This is a genomic window from Bartonella sp. AP20NXHL (genome assembly GCF_042196165.1).
Taxonomy (GTDB): domain Bacteria; phylum Pseudomonadota; class Alphaproteobacteria; order Rhizobiales; family Rhizobiaceae; genus Bartonella.
In genome coordinates this window covers 27,634-48,940 of record NZ_JBHIPV010000009.1, presented here as the reverse complement: position 1 = coordinate 48,940, position 21,307 = coordinate 27,634, and the positions used below count along the sequence as shown (strand labels likewise).

Annotated in this window: 15 protein-coding genes and 1 pseudogene; 12 read left to right on the top strand and 4 right to left on the bottom strand. The window is 41.4% G+C overall.

The features are described 5' to 3' along the window. The first annotated feature begins 163 nt into the window (after positions 1-163). On the top strand, positions 164-1,372 hold the full coding sequence (locus ACFILL_RS06340) for an MFS transporter (RefSeq protein ID WP_375643526.1): 1,209 nt from the start codon (positions 164-166) through the stop codon (positions 1,370-1,372). A 429-nt stretch (positions 1,373-1,801) separates the two neighbouring features. Here the strand turns inward: ACFILL_RS06340 and ACFILL_RS06335 are convergent, their stop codons facing one another. Beyond that, complete coding sequence (locus tag ACFILL_RS06335) at positions 1,802-2,173, bottom strand: helix-turn-helix domain-containing protein (RefSeq protein ID WP_375643527.1); 372 nt, start codon at positions 2,171-2,173, stop codon at positions 1,802-1,804. Between the two features lie 1,388 nt (positions 2,174-3,561). Here ACFILL_RS06335 and ACFILL_RS06330 point away from each other — a divergent pair. Further along, positions 3,562-3,831, top strand: a complete 270-nt coding sequence (locus tag ACFILL_RS06330; RefSeq protein WP_375643505.1) for a hypothetical protein — start codon at positions 3,562-3,564, stop codon at positions 3,829-3,831. 69 nt (positions 3,832-3,900) lie between these two features. Then, the gene (gene clpB, locus ACFILL_RS06325) at positions 3,901-6,480 is read left to right on the top strand and encodes an ATP-dependent chaperone ClpB (protein WP_375643506.1); all 2,580 of its coding nucleotides are present in this window, start codon (positions 3,901-3,903) and stop codon (positions 6,478-6,480) included. 393 nt (positions 6,481-6,873) lie between these two features. Here clpB and ACFILL_RS06320 read toward each other — a convergent pair whose 3' ends face one another. Continuing rightward, a complete protein-coding gene (locus ACFILL_RS06320) occupies positions 6,874-7,245 on the bottom strand; it encodes a helix-turn-helix domain-containing protein (protein WP_375643507.1) in 372 nt (123 codons plus the stop codon). Positions 7,246-7,560: 315 nt separating this feature from the next. Here ACFILL_RS06320 and ACFILL_RS06315 point away from each other — a divergent pair, with 315 nt between their 5' ends. The 4 genes and pseudogenes from ACFILL_RS06315 (at position 7,561) to ACFILL_RS06300 (ending at position 11,527) form a co-directional block, all read left to right on the top strand. After that, on the top strand, positions 7,561-7,863 hold the full coding sequence (locus ACFILL_RS06315; protein ID WP_375643509.1) for a hypothetical protein: 303 nt from the start codon (positions 7,561-7,563) through the stop codon (positions 7,861-7,863). 739 nt (positions 7,864-8,602) lie between these two features. Further along, positions 8,603-8,758: a hypothetical protein gene (locus ACFILL_RS06310; protein WP_375643510.1), complete on the top strand. Its 156-nt coding sequence runs from the start codon at positions 8,603-8,605 to the stop codon at positions 8,756-8,758. Between the two features lie 493 nt (positions 8,759-9,251). Then, positions 9,252-10,488: pseudogene (locus ACFILL_RS06305) on the top strand (MFS transporter). Between the two features lie 643 nt (positions 10,489-11,131). Then, positions 11,132-11,527: a hypothetical protein gene (locus tag ACFILL_RS06300; protein WP_375637704.1), complete on the top strand. Its 396-nt coding sequence runs from the start codon at positions 11,132-11,134 to the stop codon at positions 11,525-11,527. A gap of 2,019 nt (positions 11,528-13,546) precedes the next feature. Here ACFILL_RS06300 and ACFILL_RS06295 read toward each other — a convergent pair. Further along, a complete protein-coding gene (locus tag ACFILL_RS06295) occupies positions 13,547-13,918 on the bottom strand; it encodes a helix-turn-helix domain-containing protein (protein ID WP_375643511.1) in 372 nt (123 codons plus the stop codon). Positions 13,919-14,621: 703 nt separating this feature from the next. On the opposite strand from ACFILL_RS06295, the gene ACFILL_RS06290 reads away from it, so the two are divergent. Further along, positions 14,622-14,888 (top strand): hypothetical protein, encoded by a 267-nt coding sequence (locus ACFILL_RS06290; RefSeq protein WP_273791296.1) that lies wholly within the window; start codon positions 14,622-14,624, stop codon positions 14,886-14,888. Between the two features lie 428 nt (positions 14,889-15,316). Here ACFILL_RS06290 and ACFILL_RS06285 read toward each other — a convergent pair whose 3' ends face one another. Continuing rightward, positions 15,317-15,685: a helix-turn-helix domain-containing protein gene (locus ACFILL_RS06285; protein WP_375643512.1), complete on the bottom strand. Its 369-nt coding sequence runs from the start codon at positions 15,683-15,685 to the stop codon at positions 15,317-15,319. A gap of 784 nt (positions 15,686-16,469) precedes the next feature. On the opposite strand from ACFILL_RS06285, the gene ACFILL_RS06280 reads away from it, so the two are divergent. The 4 genes from ACFILL_RS06280 (at position 16,470) to ACFILL_RS06265 (ending at position 21,024) form a co-directional block, all read left to right on the top strand. Further along, the gene (locus ACFILL_RS06280; RefSeq protein ID WP_375643529.1) at positions 16,470-16,796 is read left to right on the top strand and encodes a hypothetical protein; all 327 of its coding nucleotides are present in this window, start codon (positions 16,470-16,472) and stop codon (positions 16,794-16,796) included. Positions 16,797-16,938: 142 nt separating this feature from the next. Continuing rightward, a complete protein-coding gene (locus tag ACFILL_RS06275; protein WP_375681085.1) occupies positions 16,939-17,130 on the top strand; it encodes a hypothetical protein in 192 nt (63 codons plus the stop codon). 697 nt (positions 17,131-17,827) lie between these two features. Next, positions 17,828-19,189, top strand: coding sequence for a PBSX family phage terminase large subunit (locus ACFILL_RS06270; protein WP_375643515.1), 1,362 nt, complete (start codon positions 17,828-17,830; stop codon positions 19,187-19,189). Beyond that, positions 19,174-21,024, top strand: a complete 1,851-nt coding sequence (locus tag ACFILL_RS06265) for a portal protein (RefSeq protein ID WP_375631416.1) — start codon at positions 19,174-19,176, stop codon at positions 21,022-21,024. The genes ACFILL_RS06270 and ACFILL_RS06265 overlap by 16 nt, the downstream gene beginning before the upstream one ends. The last annotated feature ends 283 nt before the right edge of the window (positions 21,025-21,307 follow it).

The following is a 21,307-nucleotide window of genomic DNA, read 5'->3' as shown; positions in this document are numbered from 1 at the left end:
CTAACGAAAAAGAAGGGGTGCGTGTTTTGGTGCAAAGAGGTGGGGCAATAAAAAATCGCTTGTTGGTGCTTTGTTGCAGGAAGGTCGTTGATGCTTTTAGGGTATGAGAAAAAATTGGTCATCTAATCAGTATTGCTAAGGAAAAAGAAGGGGGCGTGTTTTGGTGCAAAGAGGTGGGGCAATAAAAAATCGCTTGTTGGTGCTTTTGCTGGGTAATGGTATGGTGTCATTTGGGGGCTGGATTGATTATATCGTGATTTTGACCGTATCTGTGTTCACTTGGAAAGCTAATCAATATGATGTCGCTTTTATTGGAGCGGCAACATTATTCCCTGGTATCGTTCTGTCTAAGCCAATTGGAATGTTGGTAAGTCACCGTTCTATGATCCATTGGTTGCGGGCGTCACTGCTGTTACGGGCGCTATGTACTGTCGGTTTATTGCTGGCGACGAGTCTGCAAGGATTTATTATACTGGCAGTTATTCGAGCGACATTCAACAGTCTAGCCATGCCTGCAATTTCCGTTCTTAGTGCAAATTCTGTGCCTGAACACGGACGGACTCGTTACTATTCTGTGCTTAACATGATCAATAGCGCAGCAAAGATGATAGGACCTGCTTTGGGGAGTGCTCTGTCTGTACTTTTATCAGATACATATACTTTATTATTTTCTGGATTTTTGACATTGCTAGGCTTTATCGTGTTTTGTTGTCTTGGTGCACAACCTGTCTCGTCGCTAAGAATAAAAAAAGCGAATACCACGCAAGCACAGCAGAGGCTTTATGGGACAGCTTGGTATGCCTATGTGGCGGTGGTGTTTGTGTATTTTGCCATGGTCTTTATGGTGAATAATCAGTTGCCCGTTATTCTCAGCACAATGAAAATGAATAAACAGACTCTTGGAATACTGGTATCTGCTTCAGCGATTGGTAATTTTCTCTATGGGTTTTGGCGTGTGAAACAATCAAAGCATAAACCCCTTACAGGCAAAATATCGGAGTTGTTAATGCCGGCAATGTCAACAATGATTGGTTTTGTCATGATCTCAGTGTGCTTTTTTTACTTTGATTTACTCCGTATTGAGACTTTGTTGCTTTGTTTTTTCCTTATTGGAATGGTTAGCGCTTACTTTTCCATATCTTCTAATGTTTATCTGGTAAGCAATTTCAATGAACAGATTGGATTGGCTTCCGGCTGGGTGCAGTCTATACAAAATTTAGCTATGTTGGTGGCGCCGTTTGTTGGAGCGTTTGTTTTAGGTCACACTTCGGCTGGAAAATTGTTCCTTCTTTCTGGATTGAGTGGATTATTCTGTTTATTGGCTATCAGGATATTGGTGAACCGTTCTTTGTCTATTATTCGTTCTCAATGATTGGCTCATCAATAAAACAAATGTTTTAAATCATTTTTCTGAGGTTTAGAGGACGTGGAGATAATCTAACATAGAGCAGCTTTTTCAACGTTATAGATTCAATTTTTGATTTTTACTTAACCGCTCATATTTTTGTTTTTTTTTCGGGGCTTTGTTTTCTTGACACTGTTCTACCGTCTCGTAAACTCAATAGGGGGCATGGTTTTGAGCGATAATGTCATTTTTGTTTAACTCCGCTTTGCTACGAATAGTCAAACTTAAAAACTCAGCTGCTAATCCTCAATCAGCTTGGCTTGACGCAATAATGGAAACAGAAAACAAGCTATAGTGTGAATTATCTTATATGCCATAAAACATCACTCTTGGAGGTATGGTGATATCAGGTATGGGAAACTTTAAGCGGGGGTATGTTAATTGTTGCTCTTTTTCCTAATCAGAAATCAACCACAAGATTGCTTTTTGTTTTTTTGGCTGGAGGTCTCTAAAGTTTTTCAAAAGAGTGTGTTCTTTTTCGCTATAGGTTTCTTGATCACGGAGTGGGGTATTTTCTTTTGTTGAGATATCTTCTTTTGTAGCAATGTCTGCATAAAAAAAGCTTATAGGAACTTCCAGTTTTTGGGCGATTTTGAGTAAACATCCTGCGCTTACACGATTGAAGCCTTTTTCGTATTTTTGGATTTGTTGAAAACTGACACCTAAATGGCTTCCTAATTCTTTTTGGGAAAGGCTCATTGAAATGCGTCTGTGGCGGATTCTTTTGCCTATCAGAATGTCGATAAAATTTGGATTTTTAGTTGGCACTTCAAGCCCCCCCTCCGGTTGCGAGCGCCCTCGCATTGGTATTCCGGGAGTCTAAAAGTACTGAATCCGAGTCAGTTTTTTTGCTTTTAGTGCTTAAAGCACCTGGACATAGCAAAAACTCCCGGAATTCCGGGATACCCACAAAAGTAGGCTCAATTGTACGCTCGGATTTAGGGCTTTTAGTTCCCTATTGATCGTTGCGTGGACGATCAAAAACACGTGCTTATCAATAAAGTAATTTCAGAAGATTGGCAAGAGAAATGAAAATAATCTCAAAGACTATAAAATTGGGTACTTTTTAAAAAAGTGCGAAATATGGATTATAAATCGCGTCTTTTGCTTAATCAGAATGTCGAAAAATTTTGATTTTTAGTTGGCACTTCAAGCCCCCCCCTCCGGTTGCGAGCGCCCTCGCATTGGTATTCCGGGAGTCAAAATACTGAGCTCTAGTCAGTTTTTTGCTTTTAGTGCTTAAAGCACCTGGACATGGCAAAAACTCCCGGAATCCGGGAAACCCACAAGAGTAGGCTCATTTTTACGCTAGGGTTTAGGGCTTTCAGTTCCCTTTGGTCGCTGCGTAGACGATCAAAATGACACTTTAAGTGATAAAGTAATTTCAGAAGATTGGCAAGAGAAATGAAAATAATCTCAAAGACTATATGATTGGGTACTTTTTAAAAAGTGCGAAATATGGATTATAAATCGCGTCTTTTGCTTAATCAGAAATGTCGATAAAATTTGGATTTTTAGTTGGAACTTTACACCCCCTCCGGTTGCGAGCGCCCTCGCATTGGTATTCCGGGAGCAACAAGTACTGAACCCTAGTCAGCTTTTTGCTTTTAGTGCGGAAACGCACCTGGACATAGCAAAAAACTCCCGGAATTCCGGGATACCCACAAGAGTAGGCTCAATTGTACGCTAGGGTTTAGGGCCTGTTTTCCCTGTTGATCGCTGCGTAGACGATCAAAATGATACTTTAAGTGATAAAGTAATTTCAGAAGATTGGCAAGAACAATCAAAAATTTTCTATTCTGTTATGCCATAAAACGGCGCTATTTGGAGGGGTGTGATATCAGCATATCAATATTCACATTTAGGCGTTTTTTAGAGTGTGTGATAAATGTTTTAGGCTGGACTTATCTGTCTAGTCTAATGAAACAGTTTCGTTTGTGGGGTGGGTGATAACTATACAAAGTAATCAGTAGGGGGCCTTTGAGATAAGAAGTTGGATTGTTTACAGAACAGTGTTTACAAAGCGGTGTGGAGTGGTGAGCCTTTCGTTGGCTTTGTTCTGTAAAGATGTAAAAGCGTAAAAATGTATATCCGTAAAAGTGAAGCGGAGGATTTGTGGATTTATATATTGTGCGTGTTTTGGTTACGTTGGGCTTTTGTCTGACATCGATGGGAGCATTGGGGGTGAAGAGACTGTAATAGTGGGGCTAGGCCGGTTGGGGTTGGGCTGGTGGGGAGGTTGGGCTGGTGGGGAAGCTGGGCTGGTGGGGCGTATAGGGGAGTTGCGGTTTTTGTTTAAATTGATAGCGTATTTTTTTCTCCCTCTTGCTATGAGGCGTGTAAAAACCCATATTCTTTTTAGCACTACGGTTCTTCTTCATGCGGCATCATTTGCGGTGTTTTGTGGGGGGTGGGCTGTCCTTTGAAGATGTCTCTTTTGTGGAATGTTGGGGGAATTTAAAGTGCGGTGGTGGCTTGAGATTTAAGGAAAAAAAATGAATTTGGAAAAATATAGCGAACGCGTGCAGGGTTTTTTACAATCAGCACAAAGTGGTGCCCTTGCTTCTGATCATCAGCAGTTTTTGCCGGAGCATCTGTTGAAAGTGTTGTTAGACGATTCTCAAGGATTGGCAGCATCACTGATCCAAAAAGCGGGTGGTGATCTTACTCTTATTCGAAAGGCGCTTAACGAAGCACTTGATGCTTTGCCTAAAGTGCAAGGGGGGAATGGACAGCTCTATCTCTCTCAGCCGTTGGCAAAAGTCTTTAACATGGCGGAAGATTTGGCGAAAAAAGCCGGTGATCAATTTGTGACCGTTGAGCGTGTGTTGCAAGCGCTGATCATGGAAAAGACCGCAAAAACTGCTGATATTCTTACAAACGGAGGGTTGACAGCGCAGGCGCTTAATGAGGCTATTAATGATTTGCGGAAAGGAAAAACAGCAACAAGCCCCCATGCCGAAAGCCAATATGATGCTTTGCAAAAATATGCCCGTGATCTCACAAAAGATGCCCGTGAAGGAAAACTCGACCCTGTGATTGGGCGGGAAGAGGAAATCCGCCGCACTATTCAGGTGCTTTCACGGCGGACCAAAAATAATCCTGTGCTTATCGGTGAGCCTGGGGTGGGGAAAACAGCTATCGTGGAAGGGTTGGCATTGCGCATTGTTAATGGCGATGTGCCTGAAACTTTGCGGGATAAACAGCTTCATGCGTTGGATATGGGAGCGCTTATCGCTGGTGCAAAATATCGTGGGGAATTCGAAGAGCGCCTCAAAGCGGTGTTGGCAGAGGTGCAAGCTGAAAATGGGCAGATCATTTTGTTTATCGATGAATTGCATAATCTCGTTGGGGCTGGAAAATCTGACGGTCCTATGGATGCTTCTAACTTGTTAAAACCTGCTCTTGCACGCGGAGAACTCCATTGTGTGGGGGCTACTACGCTCGATGAATATCGAAAATATGTCGAAAAAGATGCTGCTCTTGCACGCCGCTTTCAGCCTGTCTTTGTACCGGAACCCTCTTTAGAAGATACTATTTCTATCTTGCGCGGTATTAAGGAAAAATATGAACAACATCACAAAGTGCGCTTGGCTGATAGTGCTTTGATTGCGGCGGCGCGTTTGTCTAACCGCTATATTACGGATCGCTTCTTGCCGGATAAAGCTATTGACCTTATCGATGAAGCGGCGGCACGGTTGCGCATGCAGGTCGATTCAAAGCCGGAAGAACTCGATGCTGTTGATCGGCGTATTTTACAGTTGAAGATCGAACGGGAAGCTTTGAAAACAGATGTCGAGCCAACAGCAAAAGAACGTTTGGAAAATGTGCAGGAGGAACTCAAAACATTGGAACAACATTCCGCTGAGATGACAAGTGCTTGGCAGGCTGAGAAACAAAAATTAGGGCATGCTGCTGATTTGAAAAAACAACTCGAAGAAGCTCGTAATGCTTTGGCTATTGCACAACGTGATGGACAATTCCAACGCGCTGGAGAGCTCGCTTATAGCGTTATCCCTGAACTCGAAAAACAATTGAGCATTGCGGAAAATGATGATCAACAAAATCATCTCGTTGAAGAGACGGTTACTGCTGAACATGTGGCGCGGATTGTTTCACGCTGGACCGGTATTCCTGTTGATCGAATGCTGGAGGCAGAACGGGAGGCGCTGTTGCGTATGGAAGATGAAATTAGCAAACGTGTGATTGGGCAGGGAGAGGCTGTTCAAGCTGTTTCTCGCGCTGTACGCCGTGCGCGCGCAGGGTTGCAAGATCCCAATCGCCCGCTTGGCTCTTTCATGTTTTTGGGTCCTACCGGTGTGGGAAAAACCGAATTAACCAAAGCTCTCGCGGCTTTTCTTTTCCAAGACTCCAATGCCATGTTGCGCATCGATATGTCGGAATATATGGAAAAGCATGCTGGGGCGCGGCTGATTGGGGCGCCACCTGGATATGTTGGATATGAAGAGGGTGGGGTGCTGACCGAAGCTGTACGTAGAAGACCTTACCAGGTCATTCTATTCGACGAAATTGAAAAAGCACACCCTGATATTTTTAATCTCTTGTTGCAAGTGTTGGATGAGGGACGTTTGACCGATAGTCAAGGACGTACCGTCGATTTTCGCAATACCTTGCTGATTATGACTTCTAATCTTGGTGCTGAGTTTTTAACTGCTTTGCCTGAAGGGCAAACCGTTGAGCAGGCAAAAAATGATGTTATGAATGTCGTTAAAGCGGCTTTCCGTCCTGAGTTTTTAAACCGTATTGATGAGATTATTCTCTTTCAAAGGCTGCAACGTCACGATATGGAAGCGATCGTCGATATTCAGATAGAACATTTGCAAAATTTGCTCAATGAACGCAAAATAACTTTGCAAATCGAGCCAGAGGTGAGAAAATTTCTTGCCGATAAGGGCTATGATCCGCTCTATGGTGCGCGTCCGCTTAAACGGATTATCCAAAAAGAAATTCAAGACCCACTGGCGGAAAATATCTTATTTGGAAAAATTCATGATGAGACAACGGTGAAAATTACAAAACAAGGAGATCGGTTGGAATTTTTGCCTGAAGATTAAGTGTGGAAAAATTCACGCTATAAAGGGCGGTGATAATCCTATTATGCGATAACACCGCTCTTTGAAGCGTGCTGATTTAGAAAAATTCACGATGAAACAGCGGTGTTTTATTGCAAAGCAAAGGGAGTGGTCGGTGTTTTTGCATGTTAAATGAGCGTTCTCGAATATCGTAGGATTCTTTTACTTCTGGTTGTCGTGAAAGCTATTTTCTTGCAATGTTATAAGTGAAGTCACAAGCGGGATTGCTTTATTGCTTTATTGCTTTGTGCGTAAAAGCGTTAAAGAGAAATGCTGTTTATTCGCCGTAAAACATTGCTCTTTGAAGGGGTGTGCTGGTTTGAATTCGACTTAAGGGGAATATGAATGGAATGATGTTGATCGTTGCGCTTTTGCTTAATCAGAAATTAGCCACAAGATTGCTTTTTGTTTTTTCGGCTGGAGTTCTCTAAAATTTTTCAAAAGGGTGTGTTCTTTTTCGCTATAGGTTTCTTGATTGTGGTGTAAGAGAGTTTCTTTTGTTGAAAGATCTTCTTTTGTGGCAATGTCTGCATAAAAAAAGTTCATAGGAACTTCTAGTTTTTGGGCGATTTCCAGTAAACATTTGGCACTTACACGGTTTAAGCCTTTTTCGTATTTTTGGATTTGTTGGAAACTGACGCTTAAATGGCATCCTAATTCTTTTTGGGAAACTCCCATTGCAATGCGTCTGTGACGGATTCTTTTGCCTATCAGAATGTCGATAAAATGTGGATTTTTAGTTGGCACTTCAAGCCCCCCTCCGGTTGCGAGCGCCCTCGCATTGGTATTCCGGGAGTCTAAAAGTACTGAACTCGAATCAGTTTTTTTGCTTTTAGTGCTGGGAAGCACCTGGACATAGCAAAAACTCCCGGAATTCCGGGATATCCGCAAAGCGGGACAAATTCATGTACGAGTTTTCGGGCTTTTAGCTCCCTATTTGACCGCTGCGTATACGATCAAAAACACAGGTCAATTCATAAGGCAATTTCAGAAAATTGGCAAGAAAAATTAAAATAATATCAAAGACTATAAGATTGGGTACTTTTTAAAAAAGTGCAAAATATGGATTTTTGGTTGGCACTTCAAGCCCCCGCTGGGGGCGAGCGCCCTCGCATTGGTATTCCGGGAGTTAAAAACACTGACTTGACTCAGCTTTTTGCTTTTAGTGCCAAAGCACCTGGACATAGCAAAATCTCCCGGAATCCCGGGATACCCGCAAAGCGGGATAAATTTATGTGTCAAGTCTTCGGGTTTTTAATCCCTATTGATCGTTGCGTAGACGACCAAAATTACACTTTAAGTGATAAAGTAATTTCAGAAGATTGGCAAGAACAATCAAAAATTTTCTATTCTATTATGCCGTAAAACACTGCTCTTTTAGGGGGTGTGAAGAGCTAGAATATTTGAGGGCAGGGCTTGATTTGTTGAGCCTGATGAAGTGTTGTCGTTTGAGGGGGGGTGTCTGAAGATTGTAAGGGTACTAGGCAAAAAGCTGGGTTCGTTTATAGACTATTGTTTATAGAGCGGTGCGGGGTGGTGAACCTTTCGTTGGTTTCGTTCTGTAAAGATGTAAAAACGTAAAAACGTATATCCGTAAAAGTGAAACGGAGGACTTATGGATTTATATATTTGTGGATTTATATATTGTGCGTGTTTTTGGTCATGGTATGGAATGTGGTGCGAGGATTGGGGGGAAGTGTTTTCGTGAATGGAGGGAGACGCTTAGAGGAAGAGGGGTGTTCAGTTGTTAAGTGTGTGACGGGAGAGAAAAAGGGGGAATGGAGGATGAAGAGAGTGCGCATGGATAAGAGGAGAGTATGGATAAGAGGTGTGGTGGTGCAAAGAGATGCGTGATGGATGGCGAGGAGAGTGGGTTTGATTTGTCGAGCCTGACGAAGTGCTGTCGTTTGAGGGGGGTGTCTGAAGACTGTAAGGGTACTAGGCAAAAAGCTGGGTTCGTTTATAGACTATTGTTTATAGAGCGGTGCGGGGTGGTGAACCTTTCGTTGGTTTCGTTCTGTAAAGATGTAAAAATGTAAAAACGTATATCCGTAAAAGTGAAACGGAGGACTTATAGATTTATATATTTGTGGATTTATATATTGTGCGTGTTTTGGGTCACTTTGGGCTTTTGGGGGCGTGGAATGTGGTGCGAGGATTGGGGGGAAGTGTTTTCGTGAATGGAGGGGGAAGCTGGGAGGAAGAGGGGTGTTCAGTTGTTAAGTGTGTGATGGGAGAGAAAAGGGGGAATGGAGGATGAAGAGAGTGCGCATGGATAAGAGGAGAGTGTGGGTAAGGCGGGTGTTGCAAAGAGATGCGTGAAGGATGGCGGTTTTTAAGGAGATAGGGTTTGATTTGTCGAGCCTGACGAAGTGCTGTCGTTTGAGGAGTGGGTGGGTGTAAGCTTTATTTTGTGGGGAAAGCTGCTTTTTGACGTGGGATTGTAGATTAGTGCTGGTTGGGAATTTTCATTCTTTGAGACGTGGGCTGGAAGTCAGTGTACTAATATAGCAGATTGTGATCTCATAATTTTTACATTCTTTCTTTTTTTAAAGCAAATAAGCAAGAAAAATTAATATATTACTTGATATTAGAGTAAATGCTTATATCAAGAGGAGTATTTCTTTAAAAACTTTCACTTAACTTATTAAGCGATTTATTAGAATAAAAGACTCTTCTGAAGTTCATATCACCAATTGTATCGAAGGAAGTGTAACTTTAAGTGTAGAAAAGTTTAATATCGGATGGTTGATATGAATTTGTTTTTAAAAAAGAGTCCATTAGCTCTTTTTTGTTCTCTCTTTATTTCCAAAGTTGGTGATTATGCTTATGAAGTTGTTTTTATTTTACTGGTCTTAGAATTAACAGATAACACCTTTTTTACAGGTCTTGTGTATTTTTTTCGATTTATCCCTTTTCTCTTTTTTGGCCCTATAGGAGGTTGGTTAGCGGATAATTTTTCTTTGAAGAAAAATATGATCTTAAGTGAAGTTGTTAGATTATTAGCTTCATTGTTTGTTTTTATAACTTATATAACAGGTACGGCACATATCATTGTTCTTATTTTTGCAGCAATATGTACAACGATCGGAAGAAGTATTTTCCAACCAAGTTTTCAAGCCGCTATTCCCAGAATGTTTTCAATAAGAGATCTTACAAAGGCCAATAGCATTGCTCAAATTATCATGGAAACGGCAGCCGTCATTGGCCCTTTGGTTTGTTCCATACTGCTTTTTTTTAGCAAATAAATCGGCAGTACTCATTTTTGATTTTTTTACCTATTTTATATCTATTATCATGTTATTTAATCTCATGAATTTAAATTCAAGCGAGAATAAATCATTCAATTTTATAAAAATTTATAGAGAAACAGCTTCATATCTTAAATATATTTCTACAGAAAATAATAATTTATTTATTACGCTCGTTGGATCGTCGTTTGCTATTCTCTTTACGGGTGCTATTTTAAGATTTTTAATTCCAGCTTTTGTTCTTTTTGTGGGGGGAGAGGAAAGCTTTGTGAGTTATATTTTTTCTCTCATGGCTGTTGGAACTATTGTTGGTGGTTTGTTATATAGTAAAATTATATTAAATATTACATCGTTGAAGCTCATGATATTTTGGCTTCTTTATGGGGTTATTCTGTTTGTTATGCCCTTAGCTGCAGAAATTTATTTAAAATTCCTTCTCGTGTTAGCATTTGTTTTAGGATTTATTGGTGCCTTTGTGGATATTGGTTTAGTCTCAGCTATTCAATTATATTCTCGTCGTGAAGATTTTGGTAAGAGTTTTGGAACCTTTTCAACTTTAGCAAACTCTGCGGAAGCAATGTCTGGCTTTATTGCTGGACTTTTGGCTCTCGTGGGATTGTTAAGCTCTTTTTTAGCGATGTCCGCATTAATTATTTCCACGGGAATTCTTGGCGTTGTAAAAATTAAGAAAAATAAAGAGTTAACACCCCTTAACACGACAGTCGATGACGACCATTGATATATTTGATATCTCCATGCCGTTTCTTTTTTCTAAAGACGGTTCGCTCATTATCTTATTCATGAGGTAAAAACACAGCTCTTTGAAGGGGGTGATCTGAAACGAATGAGTGGTCAGTGGTGGAAACTTGCTAGGCAAGCATTTGAATTCTTTACAGACCTTTGTTTATAGAGTGGTACGGGGTGGTGAACCTTTCCTTGGCTTTGTTCTGTAAATGTGGAGAAGCGTAAAAATGTGAATCTGTAAAAGTGAAGTGGAAGATTTATGGGTTCATATATTGTGCGTGTTTTTTGTCATGATATGGAGGGGTGAGAAGGATTGGGGGGAAGTGTCTTCGTGAATGGAGGGGAAATGAAGGGTGCTGTGCGTTGGTTTATGTAATGCAACACACCATGAAAGTAAGTATACATATACTATATGCTTTACATGTGTTTTTTCGCACTTTTAACATATATATTTTGTGTCTTAAACATAAGCTTTGAGTACTATGAGAGATGGTGGTCGTTTTTTAAACAAGCGAGAAAGTGATTAACTAATGCTTGATAGTAAAGCAGTATGTTGTTAAGGCTATTCTTTGAAAGGATGCTCTTATTTCTGGTGTAGGAGCTTCTCAGAAGAGAATACAATTAATAGGGGAGTTAAGATGTCAAAATATTTATTTCCGTTACCGCTTGTATTGGTGGCTGGTTGTGCATCTATCAATAATTATTCATCAAGTTATGTTAGTCCAAATATTACGCAAGATGATATAAAATTAATTGCTAACGATTTTGTTCGTAATCTTAAAAAACCTTTACCGCCCGCTACAACAACACTTATTGTGAAAAAAAATAAAACAGAAGACAACTTTACTCCTGTATTTATTAATCTCTTGCGACGGAATGGATATAACGTGATCTATACAGATCAACCAAACAAACAGCAAAATGGTGTAATTTTGACTTATCAAATAACGCCAATAAAGACAGGTATCTTGTCTATGGTTTCTTATGATGAGGTTGGAGTAACGCGTTATTATATTCGCACTTATAATAGATGAAACCCCTTTGCCGGTTTGTCTCAAAGAAGTAGATAATGAAGAAATGTGTTTCAGGGGAAGTGTTGGGATTGAATTAATCAATAAAAATTTGCAGATATGAAAATTGCATATTCAGACGACAATTATCCGTCGTCTCGGTTACAATTTCAGTGTTGTAACGAAGAAAGATGTCGTTTTATCTGTTTGCAATCTTTCATGTTCTGTCTCAGTTATATAGCGCTTTTATCGTTTCTGTCTTATAGAAAATTACTTTCTGTTCTACGGCTCTATATGCCAATCTAATAGTCAGATCTAAACAATCAAATTCATATGAACTCTTTACAGAAATCTGTTGTTTGAGATTGTTGGAAAGGTGTTTTGTTTTTATCAAATTGTCGCGTGGTGGTTTGGGGGTTTTCTTTGGCTGTGTTCTGTAATGATGTAAAAGCGTAAAAATGTGAATCTGTAAGAGTGAAGTGAGGGATTTGTGCTTTGTGTGGGCTTTTATCATGGCGTGGAATGTGGTCAGAGAACTAGGGGACGCGTTTGTGAATGGAGCGGGGAAAGCTGGGATGAAGAGGGGTGTTAAGTTGTGAGTGTGTGATGGGAGAGAAAAAGGGGGAATGGAGGATGAAGAGAGTGTGCGCATGGATAGGGGGAGAGTGTGGGTAAGGCGTTGGTGCAAAGAGATGCGTGAAGGATGGCGGTTTTTAAGGAGATAGGGCTTGATTTGTCAAGCTTGACGAAGTGCTGTCGTTTGAGGAGGGCGTCTGAAGACTGTAAGGGGGGTAACTAGGCAAAAAGCTGGGTTCGTTTACAGACTATTGTTTATAGAGTGGTGCGGGGTGGTGAACCTTTCCTTGGCTGCGTTCTGTAATGATGTAAAAGCGTAAAAATGTGAATCTGTAAAATGAAGCGGAGGATTTGTGGATTTATATATTGTGCGTGTTTTTTGTCATGGTATAATGATAAATCCATTGAGCACCCCTATCTTTACACTTATGAAGAAGCAAGCTGGGTATTATCATTATATTTGCTAGCCCCTAATGTTGTGACAGCTCTTGGAACGGTTCATAAGAGCCATTTTACTCCTTTCTTAATAGTTTTACACGGGCTCTCCTCGCTTTTAACGTGGAAGCGAATGATTTTGATTGATTCAACATGGGAGGGATTTGAAATGAGAGAATCTTACGATATTCGGAACTCTCAATCAATATAAATAATGCTAAATTATCCTTATAAATCAATATATTGTTATTGTATGGAGTGGTGAGAAGGATTGGGGGAAAGTGTCTTCGTGAATGGAGGAGAAAGTTGGGATGAAGAGTGCTGTTGAAGTGCGTTTTCTGGAGAAGAGTGTGTGGGGAATGGCTGTGAACAGATTGCAGAGCTGATGTGTAAAGAGATGTGAAGAGAGAAAAATCGTGGTGGGCGTTTATATTCTATGCGGAACTTAACAATTATAGTTGCATCTATATTTGTATGGGGGATATCCGTGAAATGGGTGTGAGAAGCATTGAGAGGTGTTTTTTTAGTAAGCGGGTGGAATGAGCAATACAATGAAATCCTATTTAGAGGGGAAGCCTATTTAGAGGGGGAATTCTATTTAGAGGGAAGCCCATTTAGAGGGATACCTATTTAGGAAAAATCCTATTTTAGCTCTTGTTGTTTTAGTCATTGTGTTTTGTATGAGGGGCATTTTGCAGGAAAAGTGTTTTGAGGGATGTGGCTCCCTTAAAGAAAAACACAAAAATATCAAAAGAAAAATATAAAAACTTGACAAGGTAAATGTAAAAAGGTATCATAATGATACAATCGGAATTGTGCGTTTAAATCAGAAGAGATCTTTTGATAAGATTCTGTGAGAGGGGTGGGGATGTTTTTCCAAGGTTTTGGTGTTTTTATCCTATTTTGAAGTTTGTTATCCTATGATGTCGTAAACCGGTGCCTAAACCGTTTTTTGAGATGTGGTGGTATCAGGCGGCAAGGCTTTAGGCAGAGGGGAATATTGGCGAGGGATGTTGATGGGTGCGCTTTTGCTTAATCAGAAATCAACCACAAGATTGCTTTTTGTTTTTTCGGCTGGAGCTCTCTAAAGTTTTTCAAAAGGGCGTGTTCTTTTTCGCTGTATGTGTCTTGATCGTGGTGTAAGAGAGTTTCTTTTGTGGGAATATCTTCTTCTGCAAAAATATCAGTATAAAAAAAGGTAATAGGAACTGCTAGTTTTTTAGCAATTTCTAGCAAACACCCCGCGCTTACACGATTTAAACCTTTTTCATATTTTTGGATTTGTTGAAAACTGACACCTAAATAGCTTCCTAACTCCTTTTGAGAAAGTCCCATTGAAATACGTCTATAACGGATTCTTTTACCTATTGAAATGTCATTAAAATGTGGATTTTTTGTTTGCAATTCAAGCTCCCCTCCGGTTGCGAGCGCCCTCGCATGAGTATTCCGGGAGGTTGAAAGCACTGAACTCAAATCAGCTTTTTGCTTTTAGTGCTCATGGCACTTGGACATAGCAAAAACTCCCGGAACTCCGGGATACCCACAACGTGGGGTAAATTAACGTTTGAGTTTTCGGGCTTCAACTCCCTATTGATCGCTGCGTAGACGATCAAGGCACCTTTTGAGTGATAAAGTAATTTCAAGGGATTGGCAAGAACAATTAAAAGATTTGGAAAATGAGAGCATTTTTTTGTATCTTAAAAATTATCTCATTATATTCTTATGCCTTATGCCTTATGCCTTATGCCTTATGCCTTATGCCTTATGCTGTAAAATATTGTCATTTGAGGTAGGGGGAGATGGGGCATTAGAGGCAAAGATATGCCGTTGAGAGACCTTCAAGTACATCAATTTATAAGATGCTTTTTGTGAGAGTGTCTGGATATTTGAGGGTAGGGGTTATCTGTCTGTGTCTGGTGAAACAGCATTCTTTGAGGGGTGGTGAGAGGTGGTTGCCCAAATGCAATGTGCTCGATAAAAAGTGGGATTGTTAACAGACTCTTGTTTATTGAGTGGTGGGCTGGTTTGGAAATTTCGTTTGGCTGCTTTCTGTAAAGATGGAAAAGCGTAAAAACGTGAATCCGTAAAAATGAAGTGAAGAATTTATGTGTTGTATGCTTTTGTCTTGGCATGGAATGTGGGAAAGGACTGGGGAACAAGTCTGCAAATGAAGTGGAAAGCTAGGATGAAGCATGTGAAAATTGGCACTGTGGGAGAAGCTTTTTGGTGTGTGTGTGAAGCTTTGTCTTTTGGGTGGGGTATTTGCTTCGAAGCGGAATTGTTCGGTATTTGTGGGAGCTTTCGCTCTTTGTGTTGGAGAGGGACGGGTGTAAGAATATTCAGAAAAGCCTTGCTTGTTGAATCCGTTGTTTGAGGGGTATGGTATGCTGATCTGTCTGAGTGGTTGGTAGGAGGAAACTGCTACAAGATGTCGGATTCTTGACAGAGCAGTATAAGACACTGGGGGAACAGTTTCATTTGCTGCCTTTTGTAAAGATGGAAAAGCGTAAAAATGTGAATCCGTAAAAGTGAAGTGAAAGATTTATGCGTTGTATGTTTTTGTCTTGGCATGGAATGTGGTCGGAGAACTAGGGGACGCATTTGTGAATGGAGTGGGGAAAGCTGGGATGAAGAGGGGGATAAATCGCGTTGACTGGAGAAAGGTGTGTGAGGGAATATTTTAGGGCAGGGCTTATCTGTCTTGTCTGATAAAATTGCCTTCTTTGAAGTGTCGTGATCTGAAGCTTATATTTTAAGGATGTTGGATATATTGGCGAGGGATGTTGATGGGTGCGCTTTTGTCTAATCAGAAATTAACCACAAGATTGCTTTTTGTTTTTTCGGCTGGAGCTCTCTAAAGTTTTTCAAAAGTGCGTATTCTTTTTCGCTGTATGTGTCTTGATCGTGGTGTAAGGCATGTTCTTTTGTGGGAATATCTTCTGTTAAAAGGTCCGCATAAAAAAAGTTCATAGGAACCTCTAGTTTTTTAGCAATTTCGAGCAAACACCCCGCGCTTACACGATTTAAACCTTTTTCATATTTCTGGATTTGTTGAAAACTGACACCTAAATAGCTTCCTAACTCCTTTTGAGAAAGTCCCATTGAAAGTCGTCTATAACGGATTCTTTTACCTATTGAAATGTCATTAAAATGTGAATTTTTAGTTTGCACTTCAAGCTCCCCTCCGGTTGCGAGCGCCCTCGCATGAGTATTCCGGGAGTTAAAAGTACTGAGTTCAGTCAGCCTTTTGCTTTTAGTGCTGACAAGCACCTGGACATAGCAAAAGCTCCCGGAATCCGGGAGATACCCACAAAGTGGTATCGATTTTTATGTACTGAACTTAGGGCTTTTAACCCCTCTTGGTTGTTGCGTAGACGACCAAAATTGCCTCATTAGTAAAGTAATTTCAGAAGATTGGCAAGAAAATTAAAATATTTTTTAGTCTGTTATACTGTAAAATAGGGATGTTTGGGGGCGGTAATCTGATGTTAGTAGGGGAATTTATTGGGTAAGAGGTTGGATGATAGTTTAAAACCGGTGCGGGGTGGAAGCTTTATTCAGCAGAGGAAAATTTGCTTTTTGAAGCCGAATTGTAGATCAGAGCTTATCTGGCGTGTTTGATGAAACACCATGCTTTGAAGTGTGGGATAGCCATATGAAATAATCAGCAGGGAAATCTGATAGACGAGAAATCAGCTTGTTGACACACCCGTGTTTACAGAACGGTGCGGGGTAGTGATTTGAGCGTTTCATTTGGCTGCGTTCTGTAATGATGTAAAAGCGTAAAAATGTGAATCTGTAAAATTATGCGGAGGATTTGGGCTTTATGTGGGCTCTTATCTTTTTGGGTGTGTCCCATTTTTTAATTGTTGAATGCTTGGCAAATTTTGTTGCTGATTTTTATGTCATTTTTTGTGTTTGAGGTTTTGGTTTCTCTTTAGTTGGAAGGAACATGATGATGGTAGATGAACATTGTCTTCCCTTACGTCGAAGAGGGCGGAAAAAAGGGGCTTTAAATAAAACAACAAAGCGATTTAATGAAGCTCTTTTGACAGCGGCGGAGCAGGCTGGATATCACTATGGTGAAGATGGGCTGGTGTCTTATCTTCAGTATCATGCTCTCAATAATCCCGTACCGTTTTTTTCGCTGCTGGCAAAAGTGTTGCCTCTTCAGGGGGCTGGAGAAGGGCAGGTTAAAACAGTTTCGCGTATTGAGATTGTACCAGTGAATGCAAAAAATAGTGAACCGGAGAAGTGTGATACTTCGATAACTAAGGCTTGAAGAAGGCGCTGTGATGTTTGGGCATTTACTGGAGAGCAGAATATTTTGGTGGGAGATATTTGGGCTTCCTACGTGGAGACACTGGATTTTATGGGCGATGACAGAGGGGCGTGTGCTGAAGAGGTGATACTCGAGAGGTACAATGCTTAGGGGGCGTGATGTTATCTACTGTTTTGGATTTTTTGTGAAGGTTTGGTCTTTTCTCGTTATTGAAGGTGTGGAGATATCAAAAACAGTTTCGCGTATTGAGATTGTACCAGTGAATGCAAAAAATAGCGAACCGGAGAAGTGTGATACTTCGATAACTGAGGCTTGTGATATTGAAAAATGTTAGGCTGAGGTGGGTGATGTGGGGTGATGTCTTGGAAGGGGGCTGCTTTGGTGATTGCCTATCTTGAGGGAATTGAAGCGGAGGCTATCGTGCTTGTGGGCGCTCGTGATACTGGAAGGGGCTTTGGTGAATGATGCCGTAAGGGCCCGTGTGCTGGAGGGGATTTGGTACAGGGTATTTGTGTGGTGGATATGGAACAGTGTTTTGATAGGTGAGGGCATGAAACTTGAGAGAAGTGTTATGCTTGCGGGATACATGTGTTTTGGTGGGGGTATCTTGGGGGGATAGACAAGTGTGAGGATTGGTGATGCTTGAGAGGGCATGATATTGGAGGATATTGGGCTTTGGATATGCCCGAGAGCTATGTGCTGAGGCTATGATTTGGGTGGGGGATACCGTGCTTGTGGTTGGGGGATGACAGGCGCGGTGTTTGAGGGGCGGTGATGGGGGAAAATAGGGACCCCTTGGAGATAATGATCTTTGGGGGGATAGGGACTTTGGGGCGCATAGGTGTGGTCAAGGGGATCTCATGCAAAAAAGTGAAATTTATTGAATATTAGGATGAAGGAAGGTAAAGCGCTGCTTTTGAGAAGGGCGTTTTTCGTTCAATTGCTCTTTTCCTTCAATTGCTCTGGGATAATTAAACTTGGGATAAGCAAAAGAGTGAAGCGCAATTATTGCTAAAATATGAAAATTTATAATGACAACTGTTCAGAAAATTTCTCAAAAAATTGAGCAGAATACGGCTCAAGTGGCTCTTATTCCAAAGCTTATTCCTGTTTTTACTGGAAATGCCGATGTGCGAGCCGCTTGGGGAGGACGCGGTTCTGGAAAAACACGTTCTTTTGCTTTGATGTCGGCTGTGGTGGGATATCGCCATGGAATGGCTGGAGAACGCGGTATTATTCTTTGTGCACGGCAATTTCAAAATTCTCTTAATGAAAGTTCTTTGGAAGAAATTAAACGCGCTATCGAAGCTTATCCTTTTTTACAAGACTATTATGAAATCGGCGATAAATATATTAAGTCAAAAGATGGACGGATTGTCTATGTGTTTGCTGGGCTTGATCGCAATATCGCAAGTATTAAATCAATGGGGCGCGTTTTCCTTTGTTGGGTCGATGAAGCCGAGCCCGTGACTGAGACTGCTTGGCAAACACTTATTCCAACTTTGCGCGAAGAAGGAAAAGATTGGAATGCAGAATTATGGGTCACATGGAACCCGTGCCATGAAAATGCAGCCGTGGAAAAACGTTTCCGAAATGTCGATAATCCTCATATCAAAGGGGTGGAAATCAATTGGCGTGATAATCCGCAATTTCCTGAAAAACTCAATCGTGATCGAATGGACGATTTGCAGCAAAGACCAGAGCAGTATAACCATATTTGGGAAGGCGAATATCTCCAAGCTGTCCAAGGGGCTTATTATCAGAAATGTCTTCTCGAAGCCGAAATGGAAGGGCGGATTACCACTGTTCCACGTGATCCTTTGATGCAGGTGAGAATCTTTTGGGATATCGGGGGAACAGGCGCAAAGGCTGATGCTACCGCATTGTGGGTCGCGCAGTTTGTTGGACGGGAAATCCGAGTGCTCGATTATTATGAAGCCCAAGGACAACCTCTCTCAGAGCATGTGGGCTGGGTCTTTCAAAGGGGATATGAAAAGGCTCTTATGGTTTTGCCTCATGATGGCGCAACAAAAGATCGTGTCTATAATGTGAGTTTTGAAAGTGCCCTTCAACAAGCTGGTTTTCAAACCAAAATAATTCCTAACCAAGGAACAGGCGCTGTGAAAATGCGTATCGAAGCCGTAAGGCGGTTGTTTCCTGCACTATGGTTTAATCGTGAAACGACATGTGCGGGCAGAAAAGCGCTTGCTTGGTATCATGAAAAGCGCGACGAACAGCGCAATATCGGACTAGGCGCTGAACATGATTGGGCAAGCCATGGGGCCGATGCCTTTGGACTGATGTGTGTGGCTTATGAACAGCCAAATGCTAGAGCGCGAAAAAAAACTTATCGCTCGTTTCACCATTCTCAAACTTCATGGATGGCTTTTTAATGAATAGTTCTACAGATTCTTCTTTTAATCAAATCGAAACGCTTGAAAATCAAGCTCTCTTTAAAAAACTCGTGGGTTGGTATCAGGATGATATTGATCATGTCGAAAAATGGCGAAAAAATGCCCAAGAAGATTACGATTTTTATAATGGACGGCAATGGAATGAGCAAGACTTGGCTGTCTTACACGAACAAAACAGACCGGTTATGACTTTTAACCGTATTGCGCCTTTAATTAATGCCGTGATTGGGGCTGAGCGCAATAATAAAAGACAAGTGCAATTTATTCCACGACAAGAAGGGGCTGCCTTTGCAAACCAGATTTTGACAGGGGCGGCTGAGTGGTTTCGTGATGAAGCTGACGGGGAATACGAAGATTCCGATGCCTTCCAAGATGCTATTATTTGCGGAATGGGCTGGACAGATACACGCCTTGATTATGAACAAGATCCGCAAGGAAAACCAATCATTGCACGTTTAGACCCGATGAAAATGGTGTGGGATGCTAGTGCTGTCAAGCCTAATCTCATTGATGCACAACGCTTATGGTATATTGATGAAAAACCCCTTGCTGTGGCGCAGGAAATGTTTCCCCATGTTCATTGGAGTGACCTTAATGCTGATTGGGTTAAACATCAGAGTTTTTTACATTCAACCAGCGATGGGATGACACAAAGTTATCAGTCCGAGAGGGGGTATCAAGGAGAAGAGGGGAGTGGTTATCAACGTCCTAAAATGGTGACATTGGTAGAATGTCGCTGGTTTGAACGCGAGGTGGTTTATAAAGTTCTCGAGCCTCTAAGTGGAAAGTTTGTCGATTATTCAGAGCAGGATTTCCAAAATTTAAGCAAAACCTTTCCTCATGTTCAAGCAACAAGGTTGAACAGAAAAATTGTCAAACGGGCATTTTTAGGTAGAAAGCTGCTTGAAGCGCCTGATAAGCCTTTGGTTCCACCCAATCAATTGGGATGGGAGTGTATTACCGGTACTTTTGATAAGTTAAGCCGGCAATTTTATGGAATTGTGCGCCCTACAAAAGATCCGCAACGGTGGGCAAACAAATATTTTAGTCAAGTGATGCATTTGCTCAATAGCCAATCAAAAGGCGGAATTATGGCAGAGCGCGATGCTTTTGATGATGATCGACAAGCCCTCGAGAGTTGGGCTAGAGCCGATAGTATTACTTGGTTGAAAAGTGGGGCGGTGTCTGGGGGAAGAATCCAGCCTAAACCCATGGCACAATTTCCGCAAGGGTTTTTCCAATTGTTTAATGAAGCAAAGAGCGCTCTCGAACAGGTGACGGGGTTGTCTTCTGAATTTATTGGGACGCGAGCTGTCAATCAGCCTGGCATTCTTGAACAACAACGGCGACAATCGTCACTTAATCTTTTGGCTTCCTTTTTTGATGGGTTGCGTCGATATCGGCAACGACAGGGAAAAATTATTCTCTATCTTATTCAAAATTATCTGTCCGATGGGCGGTTGGTGCGTATTGCTGGTGATGAAAATGCCCAGTATGTGCCGCTGACACGCGAAATGGTGACAAGCTTGGAATATGATATTGTCGTGGATGATGCACCAACAAGTCTTAATGAAAAAGAGCGTACTTTTGCACTGATCATGCAATTGCTGCCTTTGATGCAAAATTTTACAACGCCTGAGATTATGCTCGATCTCTTACGCTATTCGCCTTTACCAGCTTCACTTATTCATAAAATTGCGATAAAGGCGCAAAACTCTTTTCAAGAAGAGCAAAATGCCTCAGCGCAGATGGGGGATAATGTGGGGACAGAGCAGATAATGCAGATGTTGCAGACAGCAAAGGCTCAACAATAGGGTGCTTTGTCATGCGTGACTTCTGATAAACGCCATATATCATAAATTGCTTATCGATTTTCGTAGTGCATGGGCTCCCTTTTCTTAAAAGACCTGTTTTATAGGGCAGGACTGTTGGGAAAAGTAGGGTGGAGAGGGAGGCTTGCCGTCATGTGGGGTGAACATGGTGGGGAATGGTGGGCGCAGAATGGGCTTATCGATTTCCATAGTGCATGGGCTCCCTTTTCTTAAAAGACCTGTTTTATAGGGCAGGACTGTTGGGAAAAGTAGGGTGGAGAGGGAG